17 protein-coding genes are annotated in these 26,354 nt (G+C 69.2%); 8 read left to right on the plus strand and 9 right to left on the minus strand.

Features of this window, described 5'->3' with window-relative positions; translation table 11 throughout:
- Window positions 1–40 precede the first annotated feature (40 nt).
- Window positions 41–1,780, minus strand: a complete 1,740-nt coding sequence (locus QNO11_RS01445; RefSeq protein WP_257508952.1) for a DUF4012 domain-containing protein — start codon at window positions 1,778–1,780, stop codon at window positions 41–43.
- Between the two features lie 225 nt (window positions 1,781–2,005).
- Between QNO11_RS01445 and QNO11_RS01450 the strand changes: the two genes are divergently transcribed.
- Both QNO11_RS01450 and QNO11_RS01455 read left to right on the plus strand, forming a co-directional pair.
- Complete coding sequence (locus QNO11_RS01450; protein WP_257508953.1) at window positions 2,006–3,283, plus strand: lipopolysaccharide biosynthesis protein; 1,278 nt, start codon at window positions 2,006–2,008, stop codon at window positions 3,281–3,283.
- Window positions 3,280–4,149 carry a hypothetical protein gene (locus tag QNO11_RS01455; protein WP_257508954.1) on the plus strand — a complete coding sequence of 290 codons (870 nt, stop codon included), beginning with the start codon at window positions 3,280–3,282 and terminating at the stop codon, window positions 4,147–4,149. The genes QNO11_RS01450 and QNO11_RS01455 overlap by 4 nt, the downstream gene beginning before the upstream one ends.
- Here QNO11_RS01455 and QNO11_RS01460 read toward each other — a convergent pair.
- From QNO11_RS01460 to QNO11_RS01490, 7 genes are all read right to left on the minus strand, one after another.
- Window positions 4,142–5,260, minus strand: a complete 1,119-nt coding sequence (locus QNO11_RS01460) for an NAD-dependent epimerase/dehydratase family protein (RefSeq protein ID WP_257508955.1) — start codon at window positions 5,258–5,260, stop codon at window positions 4,142–4,144. The genes QNO11_RS01455 and QNO11_RS01460 overlap by 8 nt on opposite strands.
- Window positions 5,257–6,270 carry a stealth family protein gene (locus tag QNO11_RS01465; protein WP_257508956.1) on the minus strand — a complete coding sequence of 338 codons (1,014 nt, stop codon included), beginning with the start codon at window positions 6,268–6,270 and terminating at the stop codon, window positions 5,257–5,259. Before QNO11_RS01465 ends, QNO11_RS01460 begins: the two co-directional genes overlap by 4 nt.
- The gene (locus tag QNO11_RS01470) at window positions 6,267–7,679 is read right to left on the minus strand and encodes a hypothetical protein (protein ID WP_257508957.1); all 1,413 of its coding nucleotides are present in this window, start codon (window positions 7,677–7,679) and stop codon (window positions 6,267–6,269) included. The genes QNO11_RS01465 and QNO11_RS01470 overlap by 4 nt, the downstream gene beginning before the upstream one ends.
- Window positions 7,676–8,719 carry a glycosyltransferase gene (locus QNO11_RS01475; protein WP_257508958.1) on the minus strand — a complete coding sequence of 348 codons (1,044 nt, stop codon included), beginning with the start codon at window positions 8,717–8,719 and terminating at the stop codon, window positions 7,676–7,678. The genes QNO11_RS01470 and QNO11_RS01475 overlap by 4 nt, the downstream gene beginning before the upstream one ends.
- Before the next feature lies 1 nt (window position 8,720).
- Window positions 8,721–9,704 carry a WaaS/CpsH family glycosyltransferase gene (locus QNO11_RS01480; protein ID WP_257508959.1) on the minus strand — a complete coding sequence of 328 codons (984 nt, stop codon included), beginning with the start codon at window positions 9,702–9,704 and terminating at the stop codon, window positions 8,721–8,723.
- 11 nt (window positions 9,705–9,715) lie between these two features.
- On the minus strand, window positions 9,716–11,203 hold the full coding sequence (locus QNO11_RS01485; protein ID WP_257508960.1) for a sugar transferase: 1,488 nt from the start codon (window positions 11,201–11,203) through the stop codon (window positions 9,716–9,718).
- Window positions 11,204–11,341: 138 nt separating this feature from the next.
- Window positions 11,342–12,718 carry a tyrosine-protein kinase domain-containing protein gene (locus tag QNO11_RS01490; RefSeq protein ID WP_257508961.1) on the minus strand — a complete coding sequence of 459 codons (1,377 nt, stop codon included), beginning with the start codon at window positions 12,716–12,718 and terminating at the stop codon, window positions 11,342–11,344.
- 202 nt (window positions 12,719–12,920) lie between these two features.
- Here QNO11_RS01490 and QNO11_RS01495 point away from each other — a divergent pair, with 202 nt between their 5' ends.
- From QNO11_RS01495 to QNO11_RS01510, 4 genes are all read left to right on the plus strand, one after another.
- The gene (locus QNO11_RS01495; RefSeq protein ID WP_257508962.1) at window positions 12,921–13,472 is read left to right on the plus strand and encodes a hypothetical protein; all 552 of its coding nucleotides are present in this window, start codon (window positions 12,921–12,923) and stop codon (window positions 13,470–13,472) included.
- A complete protein-coding gene (locus tag QNO11_RS01500; protein WP_257508963.1) occupies window positions 13,456–14,217 on the plus strand; it encodes a CPBP family intramembrane glutamic endopeptidase in 762 nt (253 codons plus the stop codon). The genes QNO11_RS01495 and QNO11_RS01500 overlap by 17 nt, the downstream gene beginning before the upstream one ends.
- 118 nt (window positions 14,218–14,335) lie before the next feature.
- Window positions 14,336–16,534, plus strand: coding sequence for an MMPL family transporter (locus QNO11_RS01505; protein ID WP_257508964.1), 2,199 nt, complete (start codon window positions 14,336–14,338; stop codon window positions 16,532–16,534).
- A gap of 193 nt (window positions 16,535–16,727) precedes the next feature.
- A complete protein-coding gene (locus QNO11_RS01510; RefSeq protein WP_257508965.1) occupies window positions 16,728–22,541 on the plus strand; it encodes a peroxidase family protein in 5,814 nt (1,937 codons plus the stop codon).
- A 192-nt stretch (window positions 22,542–22,733) separates the two neighbouring features.
- Here QNO11_RS01510 and QNO11_RS01515 read toward each other — a convergent pair whose 3' ends face one another.
- Window positions 22,734–23,000 (minus strand): hypothetical protein, encoded by a 267-nt coding sequence (locus QNO11_RS01515; protein ID WP_257508966.1) that lies wholly within the window; start codon window positions 22,998–23,000, stop codon window positions 22,734–22,736.
- 245 nt (window positions 23,001–23,245) lie between these two features.
- Between QNO11_RS01515 and QNO11_RS01520 the strand changes: the two genes are divergently transcribed.
- Window positions 23,246–23,980 (plus strand): alpha/beta fold hydrolase, encoded by a 735-nt coding sequence (locus QNO11_RS01520; protein WP_257508967.1) that lies wholly within the window; start codon window positions 23,246–23,248, stop codon window positions 23,978–23,980.
- 78 nt (window positions 23,981–24,058) lie between these two features.
- Window positions 24,059–26,353 (plus strand): maltose alpha-D-glucosyltransferase, encoded by a 2,295-nt coding sequence (gene treS / locus QNO11_RS01525; RefSeq protein ID WP_257508968.1) that lies wholly within the window; start codon window positions 24,059–24,061, stop codon window positions 26,351–26,353.
- The last annotated feature ends 1 nt before the right edge of the window (window position 26,354 follow it).

Consider the following 26,354-nt stretch of genomic DNA (forward strand, 5'->3'; position numbering starts at 1 on the left):
TCGCTTCCGTGCGATGGCGCGTGGGACTCGGTGTCGGGGTCTAGGCCTGGCATATCGCCTCCTCGGCGGGCGGTGGATCGATCGTCGGCGTCGAGACGACGGCGAGCGTCGGTGCCGACGTTTCACGGGTGTGCGCCGCGAGTGTCACGGTCGCGGTTGCGCCTGGAACCACGTCCACGCTCACGCTCACGACGCGGTGTCCGTCGTGCACGCCGCCGCCGAAGCCCACGTCACCCGTGACGGAGGCGTCCACGAGGTCGAATCCCGGGGGGAGGTAGAGGTAGGCGACCGTGCGTACGGTTCCCGGGTCGAGTCCGTATTTGCCGCCCGAGGTGATGTACCGCGGGAGGGATGCCGCATCCGCCGGCGCGTTGTTCTTGATCGTCACCGAGATCTCGGCGACCCCCGTGGCGCCGCCGGTCTGTGCGAGCTCGCACGACCGCCAGTGCACCGAACTGGCCGCCGACTGGTAGTAGTCCATCTTCGAGCCGGTGCCGTCGTTGAGATATACCCCGAAACGCGCGGTCTCGGCATCGCTTCGGGGCAGACGGCCTGCGAGCACCGTCTCGTCCAGGACCGCCTGCTCGGCCGCGTCTGCGCTCCATACGAGTAACCGCCGCTCTTCGGCTGCGCGACCGAGGGCGGTGAGCAGACGGGACGGATCAAGGTCGCCCTCGGTCACCGCAGTGAAGACGGCCGCGCCAGCAGCTGCGAAGAACGCGTCCTGGTCGGCGGGCCGTTCGAAGCGGAGGTAGGAGTCGCGCAGGAGCACATCCACGACGGTGGTTGCCGTCAGCCGGTCCCCCGTCGCGGTGGTGATGGGTCCCGTTGCGCTCAGGAGATAGGACAGGGCCACCGGATCGAACGAGACGACGCCGTCGACGCGGAGCCCATCGTGCTCTTCGGCCCACATCTCTTGCGCGAGCGCCGCCGCGATCGTGAAGTCGGGCACTTGCGTGATGTTCTGGATCCATCTGCCCGGGTTCGCGCCGTAGACCGCTTCGATCTCGGGTCCGAGGGGCATCACCGGCTCCCGGTAGCGGGGGTAGTCGGGCGAGGACTCCTGCGCGACCAGTTCGATCCGGCCGTCGTCGACGCGCACGAGCGCCATCGCCCCGGGAACGCCGCCGAGCGAGCGCCACTCCGCGTTGTTCTGGAAGAGGAGCAGGTACTCGCGCGGGCCTTCGGCACCGAGCATCCCGGGAAGCAGGACGCCCGCACGGGCGAGGGCATCCGCGCCACCTTGCGCGACCGTCAGCAGCTGCGCGACCTCGTCGAGAGCATCGCGCAGCGGGGCCACGAGTGCGCGGCGATCGATCTGGGAGACCGTCGCGAGAGCCGTGTCGAGCCGCACCGCGGCACGGTGCGCGTCGGGGCCGATGCCCGCGAGCGGCGCGGCGTCGATGCGGCCGCCGCGCGGACCGAGGTCGGCGAAGTCGAGCTGCGAGACGGACGCGGCGAGCGGCGTCAACGCGCCGCTGACCGACTCGTCGAGCGCCGCCGTGAGAGCGCCTACGGCGTGCAGTTGCGCGCCGAGCCACGGCAATCGTGCGGCGACGTGCCAGACCGGGTCCGACGTGAGGACTCTGGCGGCGGCGGTGTGGTGGGAGATGTCGGAGAGGACACTCACCGCGGAGGCCGGATCGTCCAGCAGACTCCGCGCGTCAGTCACCGCGGCCTGCGCCGCGCGCACGTGGCCATATGCCAGGGCCGCGCGGATGCCGATCCAGGCGGCGCCGGCGAGGAACACCACGAGCACGCCGAACGCGACCCATGCCACGGTGGCTCTCGTCCCCCGTCGGCGCGGGCCGATCGTGTCGCCTCGCATCCCCATGCTGCCCCCAAGTGCCCACACTTTACCTTGAGGTTCCCTGTCGCGGAACTGGACCTTCTAGACATAGGCTGACTGCCACCACGGGGGTGGGCGGGCTGGCGGGGGAGACGGATGGCGGCTCAGGGCGGGGGGCGCGGGTCTGCACCGACACTACGGCGCGGCCTCGTCACGATGATGGTCGGGCGCGCGTTCCCTCCGGCGGCGGCTCTCGTGACGGCGCCGCTGCTCGCCGTGGGGCTGGGTGTTTCCGGCCGGGGAGAGCTCGCTGCCGCGACGGCACCGCTTCTGCTCGCGGTGACGATCGCCCCGTTGGGGATTCCGTCGGCCGTCACCTACGTCGTGGCGCGCACCCCCCGGCTCTTCGGGGTCGCACTGCGCCGCGGCGGCGTGCTCGTGCTGCTCGCGGGATTCGTCGCGTTGGGCGTCGCCGTGCAGACCGCCGCGCTGCTGAGCGCGGGGGATGACGCGCTCGCGGGCTACATGCTCGTGGGCGCCCTCGCGATCGTTCCGACCGTGCTGATCGCGGTGGTGCAGGCGGGAGCGGCCGGTCTCGGTCAGTGGCGCCTCATCGCCGCCGAGCGGGTCATCGCGTCAGCGGTCAAGGTGGTCGCGATCGCCGTGCTCTTCGGTGCGGATGCACTCACGGTCGCGGCCGCCGTTATCGTCGTCGCCTTCGCTCCCGTCGTGGGAGGCCTCGTGTACGTGGGGCTGCGGTCGGGCGGGTCACCGGCGTCGGGTGATCCCGGCGAAGCGGCGGCGCGCACCGGTGAGCTGCTGCAGTACGGCCTGCGGTCGTGGATCGGTGCCGTCGCCGGCATCCTGCTCATCCGCGTCGACCAGCTGCTGTTCGTCCCCGTCGGTGGCGCGTACGAGTTGGGGCTCTACGCCGTGGCCGTCACGATCAGCGAGGCGCCGCTCGTCGTGAACGCCGCGGTGCGCGACGTCATGTTCACCCACGATGCGGCCCGCGGCGACAACGAGCTCCTTGCGCGCGCGTCGCGGATGTCGACGATCGCGACGGGCGCCGTCGCCGTTGCGATCGCCGCCACGGCGTGGCTCTGGCTGCCGGTGCTCTTCGGCGAGGAGTTCGAAAGAGCGCTCACCCCTCTGGTGGTGCTCCTGACCGCCGTGGTCCTCGGCAACCCCGGGTCGGTCGCGGGAACGGGGCTCTCGGCGCGTGGTCGGCCGGGTCGTCGCAGCGTCAGCCTCGTCGTCGCCTGCGTGGTCAACGTCGCCGTCTTCTTCGTCCTGGTCCCGGCGTGGGGCGCGGTCGGAGCCGCCGTCGCAACGCTCGTCGGCAGCCTGATCGCGAGCAACCTCAACCTCCTGTTCCTCCGCCGGGCATCGGGCATCCCCATCTCGTCCTTCTATGCGTTCCGGCTCGCCGACGTCCGCGGTGTGCTGGCGCTGTTTCCGCGAGCGCGGGCGCGCAAGGGAGATGACGCGTGACGACCATGGCCCGACGAGTGTGGAACGGCGTGGCCCGTCGCGCGCTGCGCGTGCGGTTCGGCATCCGCAACCGGGTGTCGAGGTCGCCCGTCACCGGCGACGGCCCGATCGTCTCGCTCACGACACACGGCCCCCGCCTCGGGAGCGCGCATCTGGCCGTCGAGTCGATCGGCCGGGGGAGCCTGCGTCCCGCGCGGATCGTGCTGTGGCTGGCGCCCGAGGATCACGCCCGCCCGCTTCCGCCGACGCTGCGCCGACTCGTCGCGCGCGGTCTCGAGGTGCGGGAAGCGGGTGATTTCGGCCCGCACACGAAGTACTGGCCGCTGATCGCATCACGACCGGAGCGTGATTTCGCGACCGCCGACGACGACGTCTTCTATCCCCGCGGCTGGCTGGCAGAGCTCCGCCGGGCGGCGGACCGCCTGCCGGGCGCCATCGTGTGCTTCCGTGCCCGCGTCGTGCGGTTCGACGACACCGGCCCGCCGCCGCGCATCCTGCCGTACACGTCATGGACGCCGTGCCGCAGTACGGTGCCGTCGACGCTGCACTTCGCGACGGGGGTGTCGGGTGTGCTCTATCCGCGCTCGTTCGCCGACGTCGTGCGGGAGGCCGGCACGGTATTCCTGGAGCGCGCTCCCCGTGCCGACGACGTGTGGCTGCACTGTCTCGCCGTTCGCGCCGGCCTGCGCATCGCGCAGGTGCGGCCCCGCCCCGCGGAGTTCCTCGGGGTGCCCGGGACGAGACCGACGGGGCTGTACCGAGCCAACGAAAGCGGCGGCAACGATCGCCAGATCGCGCAGACCTATGCCGCCGACGTCCTCGCGCTGCTCGCCGCGACGTCGCGCGGTGCGACGGGTGTCATTTGAACAGCCCGCGGGCCGACATCTCGACGAGCGACCGCTCGTAGCCGTCGGGGTCGGCCGGCTGGTCGCGCACCCACTCGGCGAAGAGCCGCACGCCCGCGGCGAAGGTCGTGGTCGGCATCCATCCGAGCACGCGATGTATGCGGCCGCTGTCGGCGATGCTGTGACGGATGTCGCCGGCCCGGTAGGTGCCCGAGATGCGCATGCGGGCTTCGACGTCGAAGGCTGCGGCCAGTGCTTCGACGACTTCGACGACCGTCGTGGACGTCCCGGACCCCACGTTGTAAACGCCCCGCGCGGCGGGGTGCAGCGCGGCCAGCCGTGTCGCCTCGACGACGTCGTCGACGAAGACGAAATCCCGGCTCTCCCGTCCGTCTTCGAAGACATTGACCTCGGCACCGCGACGGAGGATCCCGGAGAAGATCGACAGGATGCCGGTGTACGGGTTCGTCAGCGACTGACCCGGGCCGTACACGTTCTGGTACCGAAGCGCCACGGCTTCGATACCGATCGCCGGGGCCGCCGTCGTCACGAGAGCCTCCTGCACGTGCTTCGTTATCCCATACACGCTCGAAGGGCGCGGCGGTGCCGATTCAGTCGTGGGAACGGGCAGGAGAACGTCCTCCCCAGATAGGTGGACGTCGAAATCGCCGCGAACGAGGTCGGCTTCCGCGCGCGGGCCGGGGTGCACGATGCGCCCGTCCGCTGTGCGGTAGGCGCCTTCACCGTAGACGGCTCGGGAGGATGCGACGACGATCCGTCGCACGGTGTGGCGCGTGTTCGCGAGCACGTCGAGGAGGCGCGCCGTGCCACCTGCGTTGGTCTGCACGTAGCGGTCGATCTCGTACATCGACTGGCCCGTGCCAGTGTCGGCGGCGAGATGCACGACGACGGTCGTCCCTCGCAATGCCGCTTGCAGAGCGGTCCACGAGAGCACGTTGCCTTGGATGAGTTCGACCGGTGCCGGAAGCGAAGCTCTGCCCGGGCGAGCACCGTGCACCTGCTCGCTGAGAGAGTCAAGCACCCGCACCTCGTGGCCCTCGGCCAGGAGCCGCGCGGCGAGCCGGCTTCCGATGAATCCGGCACCACCGGTGATCAGGATGCGTTCGATCATGATGTCTCCTGGTGTCGCTCGAACTCGCACGGCGCGGGGAGGAGGGCGGCGAAGGCGACCGCGAGACGGGCGCGGGCGGGCTCGAAGTCGAGCGGGCCGTCGTTGAGGCAGACGATGGGCGTGCGCGCGCCGGCGATCACAGCGCAGGCGTGGGCGATCGAGGCGTCGTCCAGCTGTATGAACGTGCCGTACCGACGCGGGTTCGCGGGGGCGAAGGCGTTCTCGCACAGCGCCCACCATGCGAACAGGAACACGTTGACATCGGTGAAGCTGCGGAACGTCGAGCGGCAGGTGCGCTCCAGTTGCGCACCGGCTTCGTCCCAGACGCGGGCCATCGTCGCGCGCCGCATCGGCAAGGGCAGGTGGTGGCTGAGGAAACCGGTGAACTTCGGCCACGGTGCGAGCGCGAGGTTCTGCAGCACGCCCCGGCCGTAGCGCGGCGTGAACCAGCGGCGCGGCGAGGTGCGGATCACCTTCCGCTTGGCGAAGCGGGCGTTGAGGAGGTGGACGTCGTTGAGCATCGCGTGCGAGACGTTGTCGCCCAGCGAGAGGGCGTTCATGACGGCGAATCCGACGGGCAGGTCGCCGCGGAAGAAGTGGGTCTGGTCGATCGGACGGAGCACGAACATGTCGTCGTTGAACGAGACGAAGCGGTCGGCGAGGCCCTCGATGCGGTGGAGGTTGAGTTCGATCGTGCGGGAGTTGAAGGTCGGGAGGTACTCGCGGGGGATGAAGTCCTCGTGCCGCACGATCCGCACGCGGGGATGGGTCGTGTCGAGCCAGTCCGGCGGTGGTGACTGCGTCACGAGGTGCACCGTGCCCACCCAGGGGCAGTGCGCCGCGATGCCGCGGAACCAGAAGCGCAGCAGGTCCCAGTCGCGGAAGCGATCCGACGAGGCGACGTCCGACGGGTCGGCGGCGGAACGTGCGAGGTGCTCGTCGCGCAGCGCACGCCACGCGGCGTCGCGGTCGTCGACCCACGTGACCACGACGTCGACGGGCGCGATCATCGCGCACCTGCCGGGTGGACTCTGTAGTCCGCGACGGGGTCGCTCCCGGGGGTGGGCGGCGCGCCGGAGCGCACGGCGACGAGCAGGATGAGGATCGCGGGCAGGTACGCGGGGACTTGAGCGCCCAGTGGTCCGCGCAGCACGCCGAACATCGCCATCGACACGAGCGGCGCGAGCATCGCCCACTTCGACAGCGGGGCATGCAGCCATGCGGAGTCGACCCTCGAGGCGAGCATGCCGAGCAGCACCATGCCGACGATGATGCCCACCCCACCGAACTGCAGGTACAGCTCGGCATGGATGGGAAGCGAGAGATTCGTGAAGCTGTAGCCGGCGTGCGTGGCGACATCGGCCGAGGCGATCGTGGCCTTGTCGGGCCAGACGGAGCGCGGCACGAAGAAGAGAACCGCTGACAGGAGGTGATGGCCGGCGGCGAGACCGTGCGTCTGCACGTACGACAGGGTGTTCACGACCTGTTGGAAACCGTCGAAGTCGGCCGATGCGAATGTGTCGGCCGTGACCTCGGCGGCCGAGAACGAGCCGCGCCGGAAAGCGCTCGCGAGCGGATACAGCAGCAGCGTCGCGACCGCCCCCACGGCGAGGAAGACGAAGCCGGCGCCCGGCGTGCGCGGGCGCAGTGCCGCGAGCACGAACGCGCCGAATGCGAGCAACGCGATGAAGCGCGTCTGCGAGAGCGGATTGGCGAAGAGGATGAGGCCGACGAACCCGACGAGGAAGAGCCCCAGCTCGTGCACGTGGACGCGCGCGAAGCTCCTCGCGGCAAGTTGCAGGCGGTACAGGCCCAGGAGCGTCGCCGCGATCGCAAGGCCCGACGGGAGCACCGTGTACAGCGCGTACACCACGCCGCCCGCATCGGAGAGCGACCCACCCGCCGCGTCGAGCGCATCGCCGCGCTCGGTGCGGCTCGCGAAGAGACTGTCCAGTCCCAGCACCCGGACGGCGTTGAGCCCGACGAGCATGAGAGCGGCCACGACGAGAGCGTGCACACCTGGGCGTATCGACGCACGCGCCGCCAGACTCGGACGACTCGCGCGCGCGCGGGTCGCGAGGTCACCGATCGAGAAGCACGCGATCGCGAGTGCCGTGAGCACGAGCGCGAGGTGCACAGCGGCGGGATCGGCCAGCGCCCGCGTGTCGCCCCACGCCACCCTTCCCAGGGTCAGCTGGGCGATCGGACCGACTCCCAGCCACGCGAACCAGAAGAGATAGAACGCCGCGGCGGCGGGTCGCAGCCCGTGCGCGGCCGACTGCACGGCACCTGTCAGTGCGATGAGTGCGGAGAAGCTCGCCAGCCCCAGCGCGACCGGGTCCGAAGGCTCACCGACGAGGAGGACGATGAACGCCGCGCCGAGCAGCACGAGGGGCGGCACCCAGGGATTGATGTTCATGGCCGGCTGCCGCCCGCGACTGCCGCTCGGGTCTCCTCGGCGCAGCGCGCCCACGACCGCGCTGCCGTGGCGTGCCCCGGCGCGTCCCGCACGGCCGCCAGGATCGCTTCGGCAATGCTCCGCGGGTCGGGCGCCGAGACCCGCACGGCGCGTCCATGAATGGTGTGCAGGCCGCTGTCGGCCGCCGCGATGACCGGGATGCCGAAGTAGCCGGCCTCCACGACGGGGAAGCCGAAGCCCTCGTCGGACGAATTGAGGACGACGGCCGACGCGGTCGCGAGGAGTCGATGGTACTCCTGATCCGGAACGAATCCGGGCAGTCGCACGCGGTGCGCGATACCGCACGATGCGGCGAGCTGCTCGAGCGACTGCCGGTACCGTCCCTGAGCGCCGAGCACCCACAGCGTGCCGTCGGGCACGAGGGCGAGCGCCCGGATGACGGCCTCCGGGCGCTTGTTCGGCAAATGGCCGTAGGTGACGAGCGTCACCTCGTCACCGGGGCGGCGCACGACCGCTCGCCACCGGCGCGGGTGGTCGGCGCCGTTCTCGACGACGACCAGACGGCGCGGACGGGCATGGCGGCGCGACTCCGCCGCCGTCCTGTCGGAGATCGCGATGGTGGTGCCCGCTGTCCGGGCCGACCATCGCCAGAGTCGCCGGTACCATCGCTGCGCGACCCCGAACTCACCCGGGCGACTCTCGTGGCGCCAGTCGTGCACGACGACGGCGCGGTGACGCGCGGGCACGAGGGGTGAGGCCAGGGGGCTCAGCGACACGAGGGCGTCCGCGCGGGAGCGGTGGAACACCACGCCCGACGAGACGAGCTGGGTCCATGCCCTCGCGGCGCTCGAACCGCTCCGAACGACGCGCACCGCGATGTTCGGATGACCGACGAACGCGTCCGCTGCCCAGGGGCCGGCGATCACGGTGATCGCGTCATCGGGGTTGCCCGCCGCCCACGAGGCCACGAGTTCGCGGGCGTACAGGTTCATGCCGCCCGAGCGGTCGGGCGAGCCCATCGCGTCGATGACGACCCGCATGCTAGCCCTCGACCCGTGCCGACTCGAGGATCGTCGAGGTCCATGCGGCCAGTGAGTGATCCTCGAATCCCGGCGGCGTCGTGCCCCGGGCAGGGAGGCCCTCGATGAAGGCGGCGACGACCGCGGGGTTCACGCGGGAGGCTTCGGCGGGCACGACGAGCACGCGCGCGGGGTCGTGGAAGTACTCGTCGCGGATCGAGCCGTTGGCAGTGATGAGTGCGGCACCGCTCGCGAGCACTTCGAAGGTCCGCATCGTCAGCCCCGTCTGGCCGGGGCGCTGCAGGTCGACGACGGCCTTCGACCTGCGCATCGTGTCTGCCACAGTCCCGATGGTGAGGGGCGTCGTGCGGATGGCGGATCGGGGGATGCCGCGATACCGCGCAGAGAGGAGCTTGCGAGCCCAGAAGTACCAGGCTGCAGGGGAATAGAAGAAGAGGATGCGCCGTTCCGGCGGAACCGCTGCGGCGACCGCGTGCACGAACGCGTGCCGATCGCCGTGAAGTGTGCCGACGAACGAGAGGTCGAGATCGCGGGGTGCCTCTCCGGGATGGAACTCGGGCCGGTAGAAGAGGGGAAGGTAGGCGACCGACGGGCGGCGCCGCGCGTCGACCGGGTCGAAGGAGAACGCCCTGTCGAACAGGGGGAGCAGGGTGATCCCGCGCGGACTGTTCGAGGATGAGTCGAACGTGTAATAGACGAATCGCGTCGTCGGGCTCCGCCACCGCAGGGTGGTGAGGAACCACTCCGGCACGACCTCGCCTTTGATGACGAGGACGAGATCAGGCGGAGTCGCCTGCGTACGTGCCAGCAGCGCCGCGAAGTGACGGCGGATACGCCCGCGCAGCAGGAAAGGGGCGACCCGCACGATCGCGCGTGCGAGCGGCGCGTTCGACGGACGCTCGTCGACGAGGTCGACCTCGTGGCCCTGCGCCCGGATCTCACCGGCGATCGCCTCTTCGTAGCCGAAGAACGACGGTGCGATCATCAGTACGCGCACTAGTGGGCCGACTCTCCGGGCGACACGACGGCCTTCACGGTCTTGGCGAGAATTGCGGCGTCGCCCACGAGCGACCAGTTCTCGACGTAGGAGAGGTCGAGGCGCACGGCATCCTCCCAGTCGAGGCTCGAGCGTCCGCTCACTTGCCACAGCCCCGTCATCCCCGGGCGGATGAGAAGGCGCCGCCGCGCGGCCTCCGAGTAGAGGGCCACCTCGGCATCCACCTGCGGGCGCGGCCCGACGAGGCTCATCGATCCGCAGAGCACGTTGATCAGCTGCGGGAACTCGTCGATCGAGTATTTGCGCAGGAATCGGCCCACCGCAGTGATGCGAGGGTCCTCACGCACTTTGAACAGAGGCTGGCCTGCCGCGCCCTGCGTCGCGAGCAGAGCCGCCAGCTCGGCGTCGGCGCCGACCTGCATCGTGCGGAACTTCAGGATGTGGAAGGGCTCTGCGTTGCGGCCGATGCGGCTTTGGCGGTACAGCGCAGGCCCGGGACTGGTCGCCTTGACCGCCGCCGCGACGACCAGGAGCGCGGGCACGAGCACGACGACGAGCGAGGCAGAGCACACGATGTCGAACAGCCGTTTGGCCACGCGCTGTCCGCGGGAGAGGGCGGGCCGCTCGACGTGGATGAGCGGCAGCCCGGCGACGGGTCGTGTGCGAATGCGCGGTCCGCTGATGTCGACGATGCTCGGCGCGAGTACGAGATGCTGGCCACCCGACTCGAGCGCCCACGAGATCTGCTTCACGCGGTCGGGGGGAAGATCGTCCGTGCCGGTGATGGCGACGGTATCGGCGCCGCTGCGGTGCAGAGCCTCCAGCACGGACCCGAGGTCTCCCACGATCGGGATGCCGGTCCCTGCCACCGTGCGCCCGACGGCGCCGGAAACGCATGCTCCCACCACCGTGTAGCCCGCTTCGGCGTTGCGCGAGAGCTCCCGTGCGATCTGCGCGACGGATTCCTCGCACCCCACGAGGAGCACCCGCGCGTTGTACAGGCCCATGCGGCGGTGCGCGACCAGCCATTGGCGCCAGAGCCAACGGCCGATGACGAGCGTCACGATCCCCGTCGGCAGCGCGAGGATGAGGTACCCCCGTGCGATGTCGACGCGCAGCAGGAAGGCCACGATCGCGACCGCGCCGAAGACGCGCAGACTCGCGTCGGCGACGCGGACGTACTCTGTCATGCCCGTACCGATCACCTTGTCGCTGCGCGACTCGATGAGCCCCAGCATCAACATCCATGCGGCTACGAGCACTGCCGAGAAGATCCAGTAGTCGATCTCGGCGGGTCCGGAGACGAGGGGCGGCTGGAGCCCCAGCCACGCGATCTGCGTGCCGTACACGACCCAGACCAGGATGAGCGCATCGGTCATCCACAGCCGCACGGTGTAGGCCTCACGCCAGCGCGCGCCGGCGGATCCTCGCACGGCGGAGCGCGGCGGTGTCAGCGCCAAAGCCCCCAACTTCGCTTCCCACGTCACATTCGAACCCCTCGACCCGATCCCCAACGGTCGTCGTGTATAGAGATTCGCCGGATTTCTCCTGTGCGTCAAGTGCGGAAAATGCTAATTCTTCCTGGAGTCGGGATGCCGGCTCCGAATGATCATCACGTCGTCGCGTTATTTCTCCGAGTCGGCGTGCCGGTCTCCGTACCGGTAGCCGAACGCGTGCTGGGCGTCGGGCCCTCGCAGCGGAACCATCGTCATCACGATGCCTGCCGTCTTCGCGCCGACAGTGTCGAGCGTCGCGAGGGCGGCCGCGAGCTGCGTCGTCTTGGTGCGGCCGGCTGCGACGACGACGATGGCGCCGCCAGTCTCCTTCGCGAGGATCGCGGCATCCGTCACCGGGAGCAGGGGCGGCGCATCCAGCAGCACGATGTCGAACTCGCGCTCCAGGGCGGTCAACAGCGAGCGCATCCGCGCGGAGTCGAGGAGCTCGCTCGGATTGGGTGGGATCGTGCCGGCCGGGAGCACTCGCAGGTTGCTCGTGCGCCACGGGGCCAGGAGCTCTTCGGCAGTGGCGCGGCCGATGAGCACGTCGGTCAGCCCCGCACCGCCCTCGATGCCGAGCAGGGCGGCGACCCGGGGCCGGCGCAGATCCGCGTCGACGAGTGCGACAGTGCGTCCCGCGTCGGCGAGCACGGTCGCGAGGTTGATGAGCGTCGTCGACTTGCCCTCGCCGGCCTCGCTCGAGGTGATGACGAAAGACGGCCGGGTGTCCAGATCGAGGAACTGCAGATTCGTGCGCAGCGCACGGAATGCCTCGGCGCGCGGACCGAGCGGCTCATCCTGCACGATGAGGGGACGCTCCTTCGCCTTCCGGTCGAAGGGGATCATGCCCAGGAGGGGCCGGTCGGAGACGGCGACCAGATCGCGGGCGCTGGAGATGCGCGTGTCGAGCGCCGTCCGCAGGACGACGGCGCCCATGCCGACGGCGGCTCCGATGAGTCCGCCGATCAACAGGTCCAGTCGCACGTTGGGGCCCGACGGCGATTGCGGCGCCCGTGCAGCGTGCACCGGCGTCAGGCGTACGGGGCTCGGCGTACCGCCGCTGCCGTCGGCGGACTCGAGCGCCTCGACCGTCGCGGCGAGCGATGCCGCCACTGCGTTGGCGGTGTCGGCGGCGCGTTCGGGGTCGGTGTCGGTGACGGCGATCGTGATCAGAGACGTGTTCGGCACCACCGTTGCCCGCACGCGGGCCGCGAGATCGGCGGACTCGACGTCGACTTCGAGCGTTTCGACGGCAGGATCGAGCACGATCGGTGTCGTCACCAGGTTCGCGTAGGTCGCCACACGCGACTGGGTGAAGCTCGACCCCTGCTCGAGTTCGGCGATGCTCTCGCCCGCCTGGCTCGAGACGAAGACCGTGCTCTGCGCGCGGTACTCGGGGGTGCGCGACAGTGACCAGGCCGCGGCGACGCCGACCCCCAGCAAAGTGACGGCGACGATAATCGCCCAGTTCCTGCGCAGAATCCGGACGTACTCCCTGAGCTCCATGACGCCCCCTCGTCCGGTCTTCCGGGTATTGTGCCACACCGCCTGGGCGGGTTTCGGGGGCGTCGCTCGCAATCCAGGTTGAGCGAACCTGGTGAATGTCTGAATCTAAGCTGGTGATTACCTCTGGCCGGGAGTAGCATTGCCGCACTCGACGCGGCGGGGGCCGCGTCCGAGGGGTTGCAGGCATCGAACTGGGGGACTCATGCTCAAGAGGATTGCTTCCGTCATCGGAATCAGCGGCGCTCTCATCATCATGACGGCGGGCGCCGCCGTCGCGCAGACCTATCCACCCGACGTCACCTGCGAGGTGCAGGATCCCACGATCTCGCCCGGCCAGTCGACTGTCGTCGAGTGCGGTGGGGACGGGACGATCGAGCCCGGAACATCGGCCGTGTTCACTGTGAGCGGGCCCGGCGTGTCCACCGGGACGCTGTCCGCGGTCTTCGCCGCTGTCGGCACCACCCAGGTGACCAAGACCGCGTCGGGCAGCGGCATCCTGTCGGCGACCTTCACGGCACCGCAGGTGACCGAGACCGAAACCTACACGGTCAGCGTCAGCGATACCGCCGGCACGTTCGCGGCGACGGCGTCGATCACGGTGACCGGCGCGACTGCCGCCGAGGGCGGCGGGGGGCTGCCGGGAACAGGCGGGACGGTGCCGACCGCGTTGATCTGGGTCGGTGCAGGCGCGCTGGGCATCGGCGGTGTTGCGCTCACGGCGGCGCTGGCACGGCGGCGTGAGCGGAGCCGGTAGGTTCACCGCGTCGAGCGCGACCCGCCGCGCAGCGGTGGCGGGCGGCAGGCAACGCGACCCCGGCGCAGTCCACCGCGCCGGCCCGCGCTACACAAGTCCATGGCGCGCCCTCGCCGTTGCCGCGGCCGGCTTCGTGCTCACCGTCATCGCGGTGATGTGGCCGCCGTTCGTCGCGGGGTGGACGCCCGCTGCGCTTGCCGCTGCGCTGGTCGTGCTGACGATGGCGCCGCTCGCCGTCGCCGTCGTCATCGCGGGGAGCGGCGCCCGGAGCCGGGCGCGTCCGCTCAGGGGCGTCTGGCGCTGGTCGTGGAGCGACCTGGCAGCGGGAGCGTGTGCGGGGCTCGGGCTGAGGGCCGCCGTCGAGATCCTCACACCTACGGCTTCCCAGGCATCCGGATTCGTCGCCTCGACACAAGCGGTCGCCGTCACGCTGGTCGCCGCCGTGGTCCTCGCGCCGATCGTGGAGGAGGCGTTCTTCCGTGGTCTCGTGCTCGGTGCCGTGACCGACGTCCTGTCGCGCTCGATCGGGCGGACAGCGTCGGCCGTCGTCGCGATAACGGTGTCGACGGCGGCGTTCGTCGCGCTGCACGCGGTCGCGGGCGGCCTGCGCGCTGACCTCCTGCTCGCCGCGACGCTCACGGGCATCGTGTGCGGCACTCTCGCCGTGCTCACGGGTCGGATCGTCGCGCCGATCGCGGCGCACGTCGTCTTCAACGGCGTCGGGGCGGCGCTTCCGCTGATATAGCAGCCCGGTGGTATCCCCAGGAGAAATTCTCCTGAGCTGCAGTAAAGGAGCAGCTAAATGTGGATCTCAGACGGGGAATCCCCCTATCTTTGCTCCCACACCACCTTGGGGGGCCGGTATGGGGAATCCAGCAGCGCGTCGGCGTGAGAGCGCCTCGCGGGGCGCGCGCATCGCGATCACGGCGACGGTGATCGTCCTGTGGTTCGCGATCTTCCTTGGAGGCGGGCGGATGTTCAGCCAGCTCAACGACCTGGGCACCAACGATCGTGTGCACTTCCTGCCCGACAGTGCCGAGTCGACGCAGGTCGACCGACTCGACGACGAGTTCCGGGTGCAGGGGTATTCGTACGCGGTTGCGGTCTTCACCTTCGACGAACCGCTCGATGACCATGCGGCGCCGCTGATCGAACGGCAAGTTCAGCGGATGCCGCAGATCGAGGGACTGGCGCTGTTCCGGTCGACTCCGCTCATCGTCTCGGACGACCGGCTCGCCGCGGAGTTCGTCATCCCCGTCGACTCGCAGGGCGCACTGGACGAGACGGTCGCGCAGCTGCGGACAGGGCTGCAGGAAGCGGTGCCGGATGCAACGGCCGTCTACATCACGGGCGGGGCGGGCTTCGCCGCCGACGTCATCGCCGCCTTTTCCGGCATCGACGGGCTACTCCTCCTCGCCGCACTCGGGGCGGTGCTGCTCATCCTGATCACCGTCTACCGCTCGCCGCTCCTGCCCCTCATCGTGGTCTTCACGAGCTTGGCCGCGCTGTGCGGGGCCGTGCTCGTCGTCGCGGGTCTCGCTCGTTCTGGTGCCGTGCTCCTCGCCGGCCAGACTCAGGGGATCCTGCTCATCCTGGTGGTCGGGGCGAGCACCAACTACGCGCTTCTGTACATCAGTCGCTACACCGAGGCGCTCGCGCGCGGGCGGTCGAAGTGGGACGCCACGTGGGATGCGCTGAAGGGGTGCTGGAAGCCGATCCTCGCATCCGGCCTTACGGTCATCGCGGCGCTCATGGTGCTGCTGGTGAGCGAACTCGGCTCGAATCGCACCCTCGGGCCGATCGCGTCGATCGGGATCGCCTTCGCGCTCCTGGCCACGTTCACCCTCCTGCCCGCCCTTCTGATGTGGGCAGGCCGCGCCGCGTTCTGGCCGCGTCGGCTCGTCGCCCACGAACAGCACGCGGACGTCGTGGCGGGCGCTGGTCTGTGGCCGCGCGTCGCGCGCTTCGTCGCGCGCCGGCATCGCAGGGTGTGGATCGTCACCGGTCTCGCCCTCATCGTCATGGCGCTGGGACTCACCCAGCTACGCGCCGACGGTTCGCCGTCGAGTGAATACGTCATGGGGCAGTCGCAGGCGCGCGACGGGCTGGCTGTGCTCGCCGAGCACTACCCTGCGGGCTCGGGGACTCCGGTTGTGGTGGTCGTCGACGCGCCCCGCATGCTCGAGGTCACAGCGGCGATCCTCCAGGTCGAGGGCGTCGATCACACCCGCGTCGCGACGCTGGGCGGGCCCACCCCCGTCACTCCGGACGGGATCCAGCCGTTCGCCGCGGGATCGGGAATCGCACTCGCGCCACTGGTGATCGACAATCGCGTGCTCCTCGAGGCGACACTGGACCATGCGCCGGACACGCCGGAGGCGGAGGCCGTCGTACGCGAGCTGCGGACCGCGCTCGACCGGGTCGGCGCCGACGTCCTCGTCGGCGGCCAGACGGCCATCGACGTCGATGCGAACGAGGCGGCGTTGCGCGATCGCGGGGTCATCATCCCGCTCGTCCTGCTGGCGATCTTCGCGGTGCTCGTGGCCCTGCTCCGATCGCTCGTGGCGCCGGTGATCGTGATCGGCAGTGTCGCGCTGTCGTACGGCGCGGCGCTCGGGGTGTCGGCCATCGTCTTCAACGAGCTGTTCGGATTCTCGGGCGCCGATCCGACGGTGCCGCTGTTCGCGTTCGTCTTCCTCATCGCGCTCGGTGTCGACTACAACATCTTCCTGATGGCGCGCGCCCGTGAGGAGACCGTCGTCCATGGCGCGCGGGCGGGCATCCTGCGAAGTCTCGTCCTCACCGGCGGCGTCATCACATCTGCCGGGGTCGTCCTGGCCGCGACCTTCGCCGCGCTCGGTGTGCTGCCGCTGCTCTTCCTGACGCAGATCGCGTTCATCGTCGCCTTCGGCGTGCTGCTGGACACCTTCGTCGTGCGTACGCTCCTGGTGCCCGCTCTCGTGTACGACCTCGACTTCCGGTCGTGGTGGCCGAGCGCCCACGCGGTGCGACCTGCACCCGTCGTGGCCACGCAGCCGGAGAGAGAGCACGCGTCCGTCTGAGACGCCAGACGCAAGGGAAACCTGGGCGCTCCCTGGATCAAATCTGAATATTGCGTGAAAATTACCTTGCTATTCCATGTGAGGTCCGGTAGGAATCAGACAGCACCGGTTGGGGTCGGTGCGGCCGGCACATTGGGAAGTGTCGGGATTCCGCTTGGGGGCGCATCGCCCGGTCTGAAGGGCACGGAAGTCGATGGACACGAATCTGCAGTCGCTTGGGGACGTCTCGGAGAAGAAGTGGCTGCTGTGGCGCCTCGCGCTCGCCGTCATCACCGTGACCGGATTGGTGGTGACGCTGCTGTTCGCCGCGCCACCGCAAGTCGCGCACGCGGCGACGGACGAGGACCCCTCGTTCGTCCTCACTCAGAACGATCTGGAGTTCATCCTCCGGCAGATCCAGGTTTCGGAGGCGCATGCCGCTGACGTGCTCAACCCGTCGAACTACGAGCTGTTGTGCACCGACCAGGGGGATGCCGCGCAGAACTGTGTATCCGACGAGGCCCGCCCGAAGGGTGTGCGTACCGTTGACGGCTCGTTCAACAACCTGCGGGTGACGCAGTCCGAGTACGGCGCCTCCGACAACGCGTTCCCGCGCCTGCTCGAGGCCGAGTGGCGCCAGGCCGACCCCGAAGTACTCGACCTCGGCTTCGAGGCCAACACCCCAGAGCAGACGGCCGGGTGCGCAGCAGGGACGACCTGCTACGGCCAGACGAGCGGCAACGTGTACGACGCCCAACCACGCGAGATCAGCAACACGATCGTCGACCAGTCGATGGACAACCCCGCGATCGCCAACCAGGTCCAGGCCGGCACCGCCATCCCGGTACCCGGGACCGACCGCGTCGTCATCCCGAACACCGCGCCCGACGAAGAGCTGTCGGCGCCGTTCAACACGTTCATGGGTTTCTTCGGCCAGTTCTTCGACCACGGTCTGGACCTCGTCGGCAAGGGCGGCAGCGGGACCTTGATCGTGCCGCTGTCGGAGGGCGACCCGCTGTACTGCCCGCCCAGCGGGCAGCGTCCCGGCGAGACGGTGGAATGCAACCCGGAGGCGAACTACATCACCCTGTCGCGGGCCAGCCGCATGGACGAGACCTCTCCCGAGCACAAGAACCTGACGTCGCCGTTCATCGACCAGAACCAGACCTACAGCTCGCACCCGGCCCACCAGGTCTTCCTCCGCGAGTACGTCCTCGAAGGGGGTGTCCCGGTGGAGACCGGCCGCCTCATCGAGGGTGACACCGGCGGCATGGCCAAGTGGAAGGACGTGAAGGCGCAGGCGCGAGACATCCTGGGACTGGAGATCACCGATGCCGACCTGCTCGACGTCCCGCAGATCGCCGTCGACCCGTATGGCAACTTCGTCCCGGGCCCCAACGGCTACCCGCAGTACGTGACCGGCAGCGGGTTCGTCTCAGGCGCTCCGGGCGGCGTCGAGGTGCCGAATGATGTGCTCGGCACCGGGCACGCATTCCTCGACGACATCTCGCACGGCTCGACACCTGTCGTGGACCCGGGCAGCGGCGACCTGCTCCCGCGCTTCAACGAGGACGGCACCCCCGTGCTCGATGAGAACGGGGAGCCGGTGCTCTCCGGATATGACAACGCCACCCTCGACGAGCACTACATCGCCGGTGATGGCCGGGTGAACGAGAACATCGGCCTCACCGCCGTGCACGCGGTGTTCCACGCCGAGCACAACCGCATGGTCGACCAGATCCTCCAGGTGCTCAACGGAGAGCGCCCCGAGCTGGAAGCTCAGGACTCCGCCGAGCGCGGCGGGATCGCCGAATTCGTCAAGGCCTTCCGCGGTGAGGCGCACTCGTACGTGTCCGACAAGCCCGAGGAGAACCTTCCCGGGTACTTCCCGGCGGGCGGTAGCCCGGCATCCCTGCCGGCGAACTGGGATCAGGACGACTGGTCGTTCACGGAACGGCTCTTCCAGGCGGCGAAGTTCGCGACCGAGATGCAGTACCAGCACCTCGTATTCGAGGAGTTCGGCCGCAAGGTGTCGCCGAACCTCGACGCCGTGGTCTTCAACGAGAACAGCTACAACCCGTCCATCGACCCCTCGATCACGGCGGAGTTCGCGCATGTGGTCTACCGCTTCGGACACTCGATGATGACGGAGGAGATCGGACGCGAGTCGACCGAGGGCGGGCAGGCCATGCAGGACATCCCGCTTCTGACGGGATTCCTCAACCCGACGCTGTTCGACGAGAACGGCTCGCTGTCGTCGGAGGAGGCGGCGGGGTCGCTCATCAACGGCATGACCGGGCGGGTAGGCAGCCAGATCGACGAGCACATCGTCGATGTCCTGCGCAACAACCTGCTGGGGCTCCCGCTGGACCTCGCGACGCTGAACCTGCTACGCGGTCGTGACACCGGAGTGCCGGGCCTGCAGGAGGCGCGCCGGACGTTCTTCGACGCGACGGGAGATACGACTCTCGCTCCTTACTCGAGCTGGGACGACTTCGGGCGCAACATCAAGAACGGGAACAACTTCGGTCGCGCGGGTGAGCGGGCATCGCTGGTGAACTTCATGGCGGCCTACGGGACGCATCCGTCGATCCAGGAGGCGACGACGATCGAGGACAAGCGCATCGCCGCTGCACTCCTGGTCAACGGATCGCTGCCCGGCGAGGAGTTCGTCATCCGGCACTCCGGCTCCGACCGCTTCCAGACGGCGGCTCTGGTCAGCCAGCGACAGTTCCCCGAGGCCGGGCCCGTGCCCGTCGTCTACATCACGAACGGCTACAACTTCCCCGACGGGCTCGCGGCCGCGGCGGCCGCCCGGGCGGAGGGCGGGCCGCTCCTTCTCGTCGCGCACAGCGCCGAGGGTGAGATCCCGTCGGCGACGGCCGCCGAGCTGACCCGGCTTCAGCCGGAGCGGATCGTGGTGCTGGGCGGGCCGACCACCGTCAGCACAGCGACGATCGCCAACATGAGTGAGTACGCGACCTCGGGCGCGGTGGACGTCATCGCCGGCACCAACCGGTTCCACACGGCAGCACTCATCAGCCAGCGGTTCGCTGACCCGGGTGTGGACCGGGTGTTCGTGGTCGATGGCACCAACTACCCCGACGCGCTCTCCGTGAGCGCAGTAGCGGCGCGTGACGGCTCGCCGGTCCTGTTGACGACGCCGACGGCACTGCCGCCGGCAACGGCGGCGGAACTCGCGCGGCTCGCGCCCGATGAGATCGTGATCGTCGGCGGCACCCCGTCGGTCAGCGCGGCCGTGCAGACGGCGGTCGCGGCGCACGGCGACACGCGTCGCATCGCGGGGGTGAACCGCTACGACACCGCTGTGAAGGTGAGCCAGGAGTTCTACCCGGATGGCGCGGAGACGGCGTTCGTCACGACCGGGCTGAACTTCCCCGACGCACTCGCGGCCGGACCCGCAGCCGGCGTTGCGGGCGGTCCGCTGCTGCTGACGCAGCCGACCGCACTCGCGGCGGGCACGGTCGCCGAACTCCAGCGACTCGGCGTCCAGCAGGTTCAGATCGTCGGCAGCCCGAGCTCGGTGTCGGCCGAAGTCGAGGCGCAGATCGCGGCGCTCGCACCACCCATCGTGGCGGCGCCCGCAGACCGTGAGGACTTCCTGTTCAGCACTGGCGCGTGGGCGGCGCAGGAGACCGGACTCGACAACGTCGACTTCTGGGTCGGCGGCCTCGCAGAGCGGCTGGACCCGTTCGGCGGCATGCTCGGCTCGACGTTCAACTTCGTCTTCGAGACGCAGCTGGAGAAATTGCAGTTCGGTGACCGGTTCTACTACCTGTTCCGCAACGAAGGCGAACAGCTCTTCGCGGCGCTCGAGGGCAACACGTTCTCTGACATCATCCAGCGCAATACGGATGCGTCGAATCTGCCCGCCGACATCTTCGCGTTGCAGGACCCCATCGTCGACATCGACGAGCAAGCCGCGCTGCCGGCCGGGCAGCGCGAACCGGGACTCAGTCTCGTCGGCGGTCAGTGGCGCTGGCAGGGCGACGAGCACGTGGAGATGCACGGCACCGCAGGCAACGACAACCTGCGCGGCGACGAGGGCGACGACTCCATCTGGGGTTACAGCGGTCGCGACCGCATCGAGGGTGGCGCCGGAAACGACGCACTCGTCGGCGGGGCCGGAGACGACATCATCACCGACTCGTTCGGCGACGACAACCTCAAGGGCAAGCAGGGAGACGACGCCATCAACGTCGGTGGCGGTATCGACCTCGCCATCGGTGGGCTCGGCGACGACTTCATGGTCAACGGCGGCGGGGACGCCTCCACGTTCTTCTCCGGAATGGGTGACGACATCCTGCTCGGCACGACAGGTCGCATGACCGTCATCGGCGGGGAGCACGACGACTGGGTCGAGGGATCCGGGCACGCCGACCTGCTCCAGGCCGACAACGCCGACCAGTTCCAGAACGACACGCTGGGCGGCAACGACGTCGTGGCAGGCCGGCTCGGCAACGACGACGTCGAAGGCGAGGGCGGTGACGACATCCTCATCGGGAACTCCGGCGGAACCGACCGTCACCACGGCGGGCTGGGCTGGGACTGGCTCACCTACTACGGCTCAAGCGTCGGGATCACTGCGGACTTCGCATTCAACCGGGTGTTCGAGCCGAACAACCCGCTGCCGTCGCGGTTCGACCTGCTCGAAGCACTCTCCGGCGGATCGGGCAACGACACCCTGCGCGGTCCGATCGCCGAGCCCGACGATCTCTCCGAGAGTGAGATCGAGCTGAACCAGGCGACGGAGGAGGCGATCGACCGCATTCCCGGGCTGTCGGAGATGCTGCGCCCGGTCATCCAGGTGGACGGCGAGCCCGTCGCGCTCGGCGACTTCTCGCTCCCGTTCCTGCGGGGCACGCCTGAAGGCGATGTCGACGGCGTGCACAAGCTGATCATCGCGGGACCCGGCAGCGACATGGTCGAAGGCCGAGGCGGCGACGACTTCCTCGACGGAGACAAGATGCTCCGCGTGCGTCTGACGGATGGGACGAACTTCTACAACAGTGCGTCGCAGCTGCAGAGCCGGGTGTTCGCCGGCACGCTCGACCCAGGCGCGATCAACATCGTGCGCGACATCGTCGATGACCCCAACGCGGACCTCTCCACCGACACCGCGTACTACGCCAATGCCTTCGCCGAATACACGATCACGCCGATCGGTCCGCTCGGTTCGGGCTACTGGCGCGTGTCTCACGTCGGCGCCGAAGAGCCGGAAGAGAGCAACGGCAACGATGTCCTTCACGGTTTCGAGCGGCTGCAGTTCCTCAACGGCTGCGCCGAGCTCTCCGAGGACGGGACGAGCTGGACCTCGTGCACGGTCGATGCTGCGGTGACGATGACGCCGACGGAACCGATCGAGGCCCAGCCGGTCACGGCCAACGTGTGGGCGGCGGATGCGGCCGGCGCCCCGACGGAGGTTCCGTTCGACCTGCAGGCGGTGACCAACCTCCGCTACACCTGGTGGGGCGGCGAGGGTGAGACCGTCGAGACCGTCACGGAGTGGGAAGAGCTACCCAACCCACTCGGCACCGGTTCGGGGATCTACGTGCCCGACCAGTCCGCTGTCGGTCTGCTCCTGCGGGTGACAGCCAGTTGGACGGCTGCGGACGGTTCCTTCGCAACCGCGACGTCGCCGGTGTCCGATGCGGCGGTCGCGGAAGGTCCATCGGGTCCGGGAACGCTGCTGATCGACCACGCGGACCCGCTGCAGCCCGGCGCGCTGATCCTCGTCGGCACGCCGAGCGATCCCGACGGCGGAATCTCCGAGGAGGGGGAGCTCACCTACGCTTGGTCGTGGACGGCGACCGATCCCAATGCTCCGGGAGCCGAGCCCGAGTGGACGCCGTACCCGCCCGAGGCCATCGTGCCTCCTGGGACCGCGTACACGCCGCAGTCGACTGACGTCGGCCGCTGGATCAGGGTGACCGTGTCCTACCTCGACGGCGCACAGAACCCTGATGAGGCATCCGCCTGGACGAGCGTTCCTGTCACGCTTCCCTGAATGCGTCGGTCGCAACGAGCAGAATGAGCAATCCGAGCAGCCGCCCCGGCGCGAACCCCGTCTCCCACATGTGCGACCCTCCCCGGGGGTAGCAGGAGGCGCCGGACGCGCGGCGGCAGGAGGGCCGGCCTTCACGGGCCGGCCCTCCTGCGCCTGTTGTGGCCTGTCGCACGGCCTGCTCGCTCGCGCTGCTCAGTCCACGTGCGTCACGCGGACGGATTCGATCTGGTCCTGCTCGCGTCCCTTGTCCGCATTTCCCAGGACCCGGTAGGCGACGATCGCGGCGATCAGCACGGCGACGGCACCGAACCGGACGACGGTGCCCAGCATGGTGCCCGGATCCGGCCACAGTTCGAGAATATTGCGCAACCCCTCGGGGAATGCGGACACATCGAAGATGCCGCTGATGAGGCCTCCCGCTGCGACCACCCAGGCGAGGATGACCACCACCAAGAGCACGATTCTTCCTACTTTCATCATTCCGTTCCTCTCCGCGGGCCCATCGCCGGACATCCATCCACGTCCCGAGCGCGGCCCTGTCGTTGAGTGAACACCGTGTGGTCGGAACAGAGTCAACCTCACCCTCGCTGCCCCCTGTCGGACACCGGCAGTCAGGCTCTATCTTTGGCTCAACGTCTGGGTACCACAGGGCGCGGCCCCCCGAATCGAATCGCCGTTTGGCGACCTATCGAAGGGGAAGTCCGATGCCAGAAAGCAGCAAGCCCACGATCGTCCTGGTCCATGGCGCATGGGCGGACGCGTCCAGCTGGAACGCCGTGATCGTTCCACTCCAGGCCGAGGGGTACACGGTCCTCGCGCCACCGAACGAACTTCGCGGACTGACTTCGGATGCCGCGTACATCAGTTCGTTCCTCGCGCAGCGCACCGCCGGCCCCGTCGTGCTCGTCGGCCACTCGTACGGCGGCGCCGTGATCACCAACGCCGGGGCGAACGGCGGCGATGTCAGGGCGCTCGTCTACGTGGACGCCTTCATCCCCGACGAGGGCGAAACCGTCGTGGGCATCTTGGAAGGCTCGGGCTCGGCGCTCGCCGTTGCCGACCCGACGACGGTGCTCGACGTCGCCGGCTACCCGGGTGCTCCCGAGGGCGCCGCCGAAGCCTTCCTGAAGCCGGAGACGGTGCACACGGCCTTCGCTCAGGACCTCTCCGAAGCCGACCGGTGGGTCATCGCTGCCACGCAGCGACCCGCGTCCTTCGTCGCGAACGTGACGCCGTCCGCCGCACCCGCGTGGAAGTCGATTCCGAGCTGGGCGGTGCTGGGCACCGAGGACCGTGTCATTCCGATCGCCACCCAGCGACACATGGCCCAGCGCGCGAACGCGACGATCACCGAAGTCGATGCGTCGCACGTGTCGATGGTGTCGCGGCCGGAGGTCACTCTCGCCGCGATCCGGTCAGCGGTGGAAGCGGTCGGCTGATGGCGGCAGCCCATAGTTCCTTTCGCTGCTGTGCACCAGTCGTCATTGTGGGGAGCTCTGATCGCCTAACGTTGAGCAATGCCGCACGACGAATTTCGACCGGAAGATCTCTACACCGGCCCCATCGATCTGACTGGAATGACCGCTCTGGGCGAGGAGGAGTCCGATACCGAGAAGGTCGAGATCAGCTACGACGAGCAGCGCTATCCCGCGCGGCCGAGGAGGCTGCGACCGCGCGACCAGTTCCGCGGCGGCAGCGTGCGCCGCATCAAGACCGACCCGCGCACGGCCAACGGCACCAACCCGTCGTACGTCGAGTGGCTCGTGCGCCAGTCGATGCTCAAGGACGCGGACGTCCTCGCCCGCCAGCTCGCGGGCCAGCCCGCGATGTGGCGCAATCCCTACGCACGCCCCGACGCCAGGCGCGCGATCACGACGACCGACGTGTGGTTCACGGCGTACCCGCTATCCCTCATCACCCGGCCGGGGCAGTCGTTCCTGGCAGCACTCGGTGACGAAGAGCTGTGGTCGGCGTTCGAGCGCGTCGGGATCAACGCCATCCACACCGGGCCGGTGAAACGGGCCGGAGGCATCGCCGGATGGTTGGACACCCCCAGCGTCGACGGGCACTTCGACCGCATCAGCACCGAGATCGACCCCGCGTTCGGCACCGAAGAGGAGTTCCGGGCCCTGTGCGACACCGCCGACAGTCATGGCGGCAGCGTCATCGATGACATCGTCCCGGGCCACACCGGGAAGGGGGCCGACTTCCGGCTCGCCGAGATGGGGTTCAAGGACTACCCCGGGATCTACCACATGGTCGAGATCGTGCCCGAGGATTGGGGTCTTCTGCCCGACGTCCCGGACGGGGTCGACAGCGTGAATCTCTCTCCTGCGTCCGAACAGGAGCTCGAGGAGCGCGGCTACATCATCGGCGCCCTCCAGCGCGTCATCTTCTACACCCCGGGCGTGAAGGAGACGAACTGGAGCGCGACGGCGCCGGTGATCGGCCCCGATGGCATCACGCGCCGCTGGGTCTACCTGCACTACTTCAAGCAGGGACAGCCCTCGATCAACTGGCTGGACCCCACGTTCGCGGGTATGCGTCTCGTCATCGGCGACGCCCTGCACTCGCTCGGCGAGCTCGGCACGAGTGCCCTGCGCCTCGACGCGAACGGCTTCCTCGGCGTGGAGAAGAGCGCGGGTGGCCCCGCCTGGTCGGAGGGGCATCCGCTCTCGCACGCGGCCAACCACATCATCGCCGGAATGGTGCGCAAGGTCGGCGGCTTCACCTTCCAGGAGCTCAACCTCACGATCGAGGACATCCGCGACACCGCAGCGGTCGGAGCCGACCTCTCCTACGACTTCATCGGGCGTCCCGGCTACCACCACGCCCTCGCCACCGGTCAGACGGAGTTCCTCCGGCTCGCGCTCACGACGTCGATCGAGCTCGGCGTGCAGCCGGTGCAGCTCGTGCACGGGATGCAGAACCACGACGAGCTCACCTATGAACTGGTCCACTGGGCGACCCGGCACGGTGACGATCAGTACCGCTTCCGGGGGCAGGAGATCTCGGGCGGCCAGCTCGCCGAGCTGGTGCGCGCCGAACTCACCGAGAGTCTCACCGGTACGGCCGACTACAACCGCGTCTTCACCCAGAACGGCATCGCCTGCACGACGACCTCTCTGATCGCAGCGACGAGGGGGATCGCGCGACTCGACGAGATCGCTGAGACCGATGTGCCGGCTATCCGCGCTGCGCACCTCCTGCTGTGCGCGTACAACGCATGGCAGCCCGGCGTCTTCGCGCTCTCCGGCTGGGATCTGGTCGGCATGCTCACCATCCCCAGCGACGACGTCGCCGACCTGATCGCGGCGGGCGACACCCGGTGGATCGAGCGCGGAGCGCACGACCTGCTGAATGTCGACCCGCAGGCGACGCGTTCGGCGGCGGGGATGCCGCGCGGGCGTGCGCTCTACGGTCCGCTGCCCGCGCAGCTGGAGGACCCGGAGTCGTTCGCCTCACGTCTGGCAAGCATCCTCGACCTGCGTCGGGAGTACGGCATCGCGACGGCCTCGCAGGTGGACATCCCCGAAGTCGCACACGCCGGCATGCTCGTGCTCGTGCACCGCCTCGACGAGGGCAACCCGGAGGCGGACGCCCCTATCCAGGTGACCGTGCTCAACTTCTCTTCCGAGCCGACCGAAGGAACCGTACGGTCGGAGCAGCTCGTGCCGGACAGCGAGGTGGTGGATGCCGCCTCCGGCGAGACCGTCGGGCGGGTCGACGACCTGCGAAGCTTCGCCGTCTCCCTGCCGGCCTATGGAGCGATGTTCCTCATGCTCAAGCCGCTGCAATCCGACGCCGGGTGAC

Origin of the sequence: Microbacterium sp. zg-B96 (assembly GCF_030246865.1) — a bacterium.
Classification (GTDB): Bacteria; Actinomycetota; Actinomycetes; order Actinomycetales; family Microbacteriaceae; genus Microbacterium.

Coding starts and splice junctions, on each gene's coding strand:
- QNO11_RS01490 (WP_257508961.1), bottom strand. CDS start 12,718: ATGGAGCTCAGGGAGTACGTCCGGATTCTGCGCAGGAACTGGGCGATT.
- QNO11_RS01505 (WP_257508964.1), top strand. CDS start 14,336: ATGGGGAATCCAGCAGCGCGTCGGCGTGAGAGCGCCTCGCGGGGCGCG.
- QNO11_RS01460 (WP_257508955.1), bottom strand. CDS start 5,260: ATGATCGAACGCATCCTGATCACCGGTGGTGCCGGATTCATCGGAAGC.
- QNO11_RS01475 (WP_257508958.1), bottom strand. CDS start 8,719: ATGCGGGTCGTCATCGACGCGATGGGCTCGCCCGACCGCTCGGGCGGC.
- treS (WP_257508968.1), top strand. CDS start 24,059: ATGCCGCACGACGAATTTCGACCGGAAGATCTCTACACCGGCCCCATC.
- QNO11_RS01480 (WP_257508959.1), bottom strand. CDS start 9,704: ATGATCGCACCGTCGTTCTTCGGCTACGAAGAGGCGATCGCCGGTGAG.
- QNO11_RS01495 (WP_257508962.1), top strand. CDS start 12,921: ATGCTCAAGAGGATTGCTTCCGTCATCGGAATCAGCGGCGCTCTCATC.
- QNO11_RS01470 (WP_257508957.1), bottom strand. CDS start 7,679: ATGAACATCAATCCCTGGGTGCCGCCCCTCGTGCTGCTCGGCGCGGCG.
- QNO11_RS01450 (WP_257508953.1), top strand. CDS start 2,006: ATGATGGTCGGGCGCGCGTTCCCTCCGGCGGCGGCTCTCGTGACGGCG.
- QNO11_RS01510 (WP_257508965.1), top strand. CDS start 16,728: ATGGACACGAATCTGCAGTCGCTTGGGGACGTCTCGGAGAAGAAGTGG.
- QNO11_RS01520 (WP_257508967.1), top strand. CDS start 23,246: ATGCCAGAAAGCAGCAAGCCCACGATCGTCCTGGTCCATGGCGCATGG.
- QNO11_RS01465 (WP_257508956.1), bottom strand. CDS start 6,270: ATGATCGCGCCCGTCGACGTCGTGGTCACGTGGGTCGACGACCGCGAC.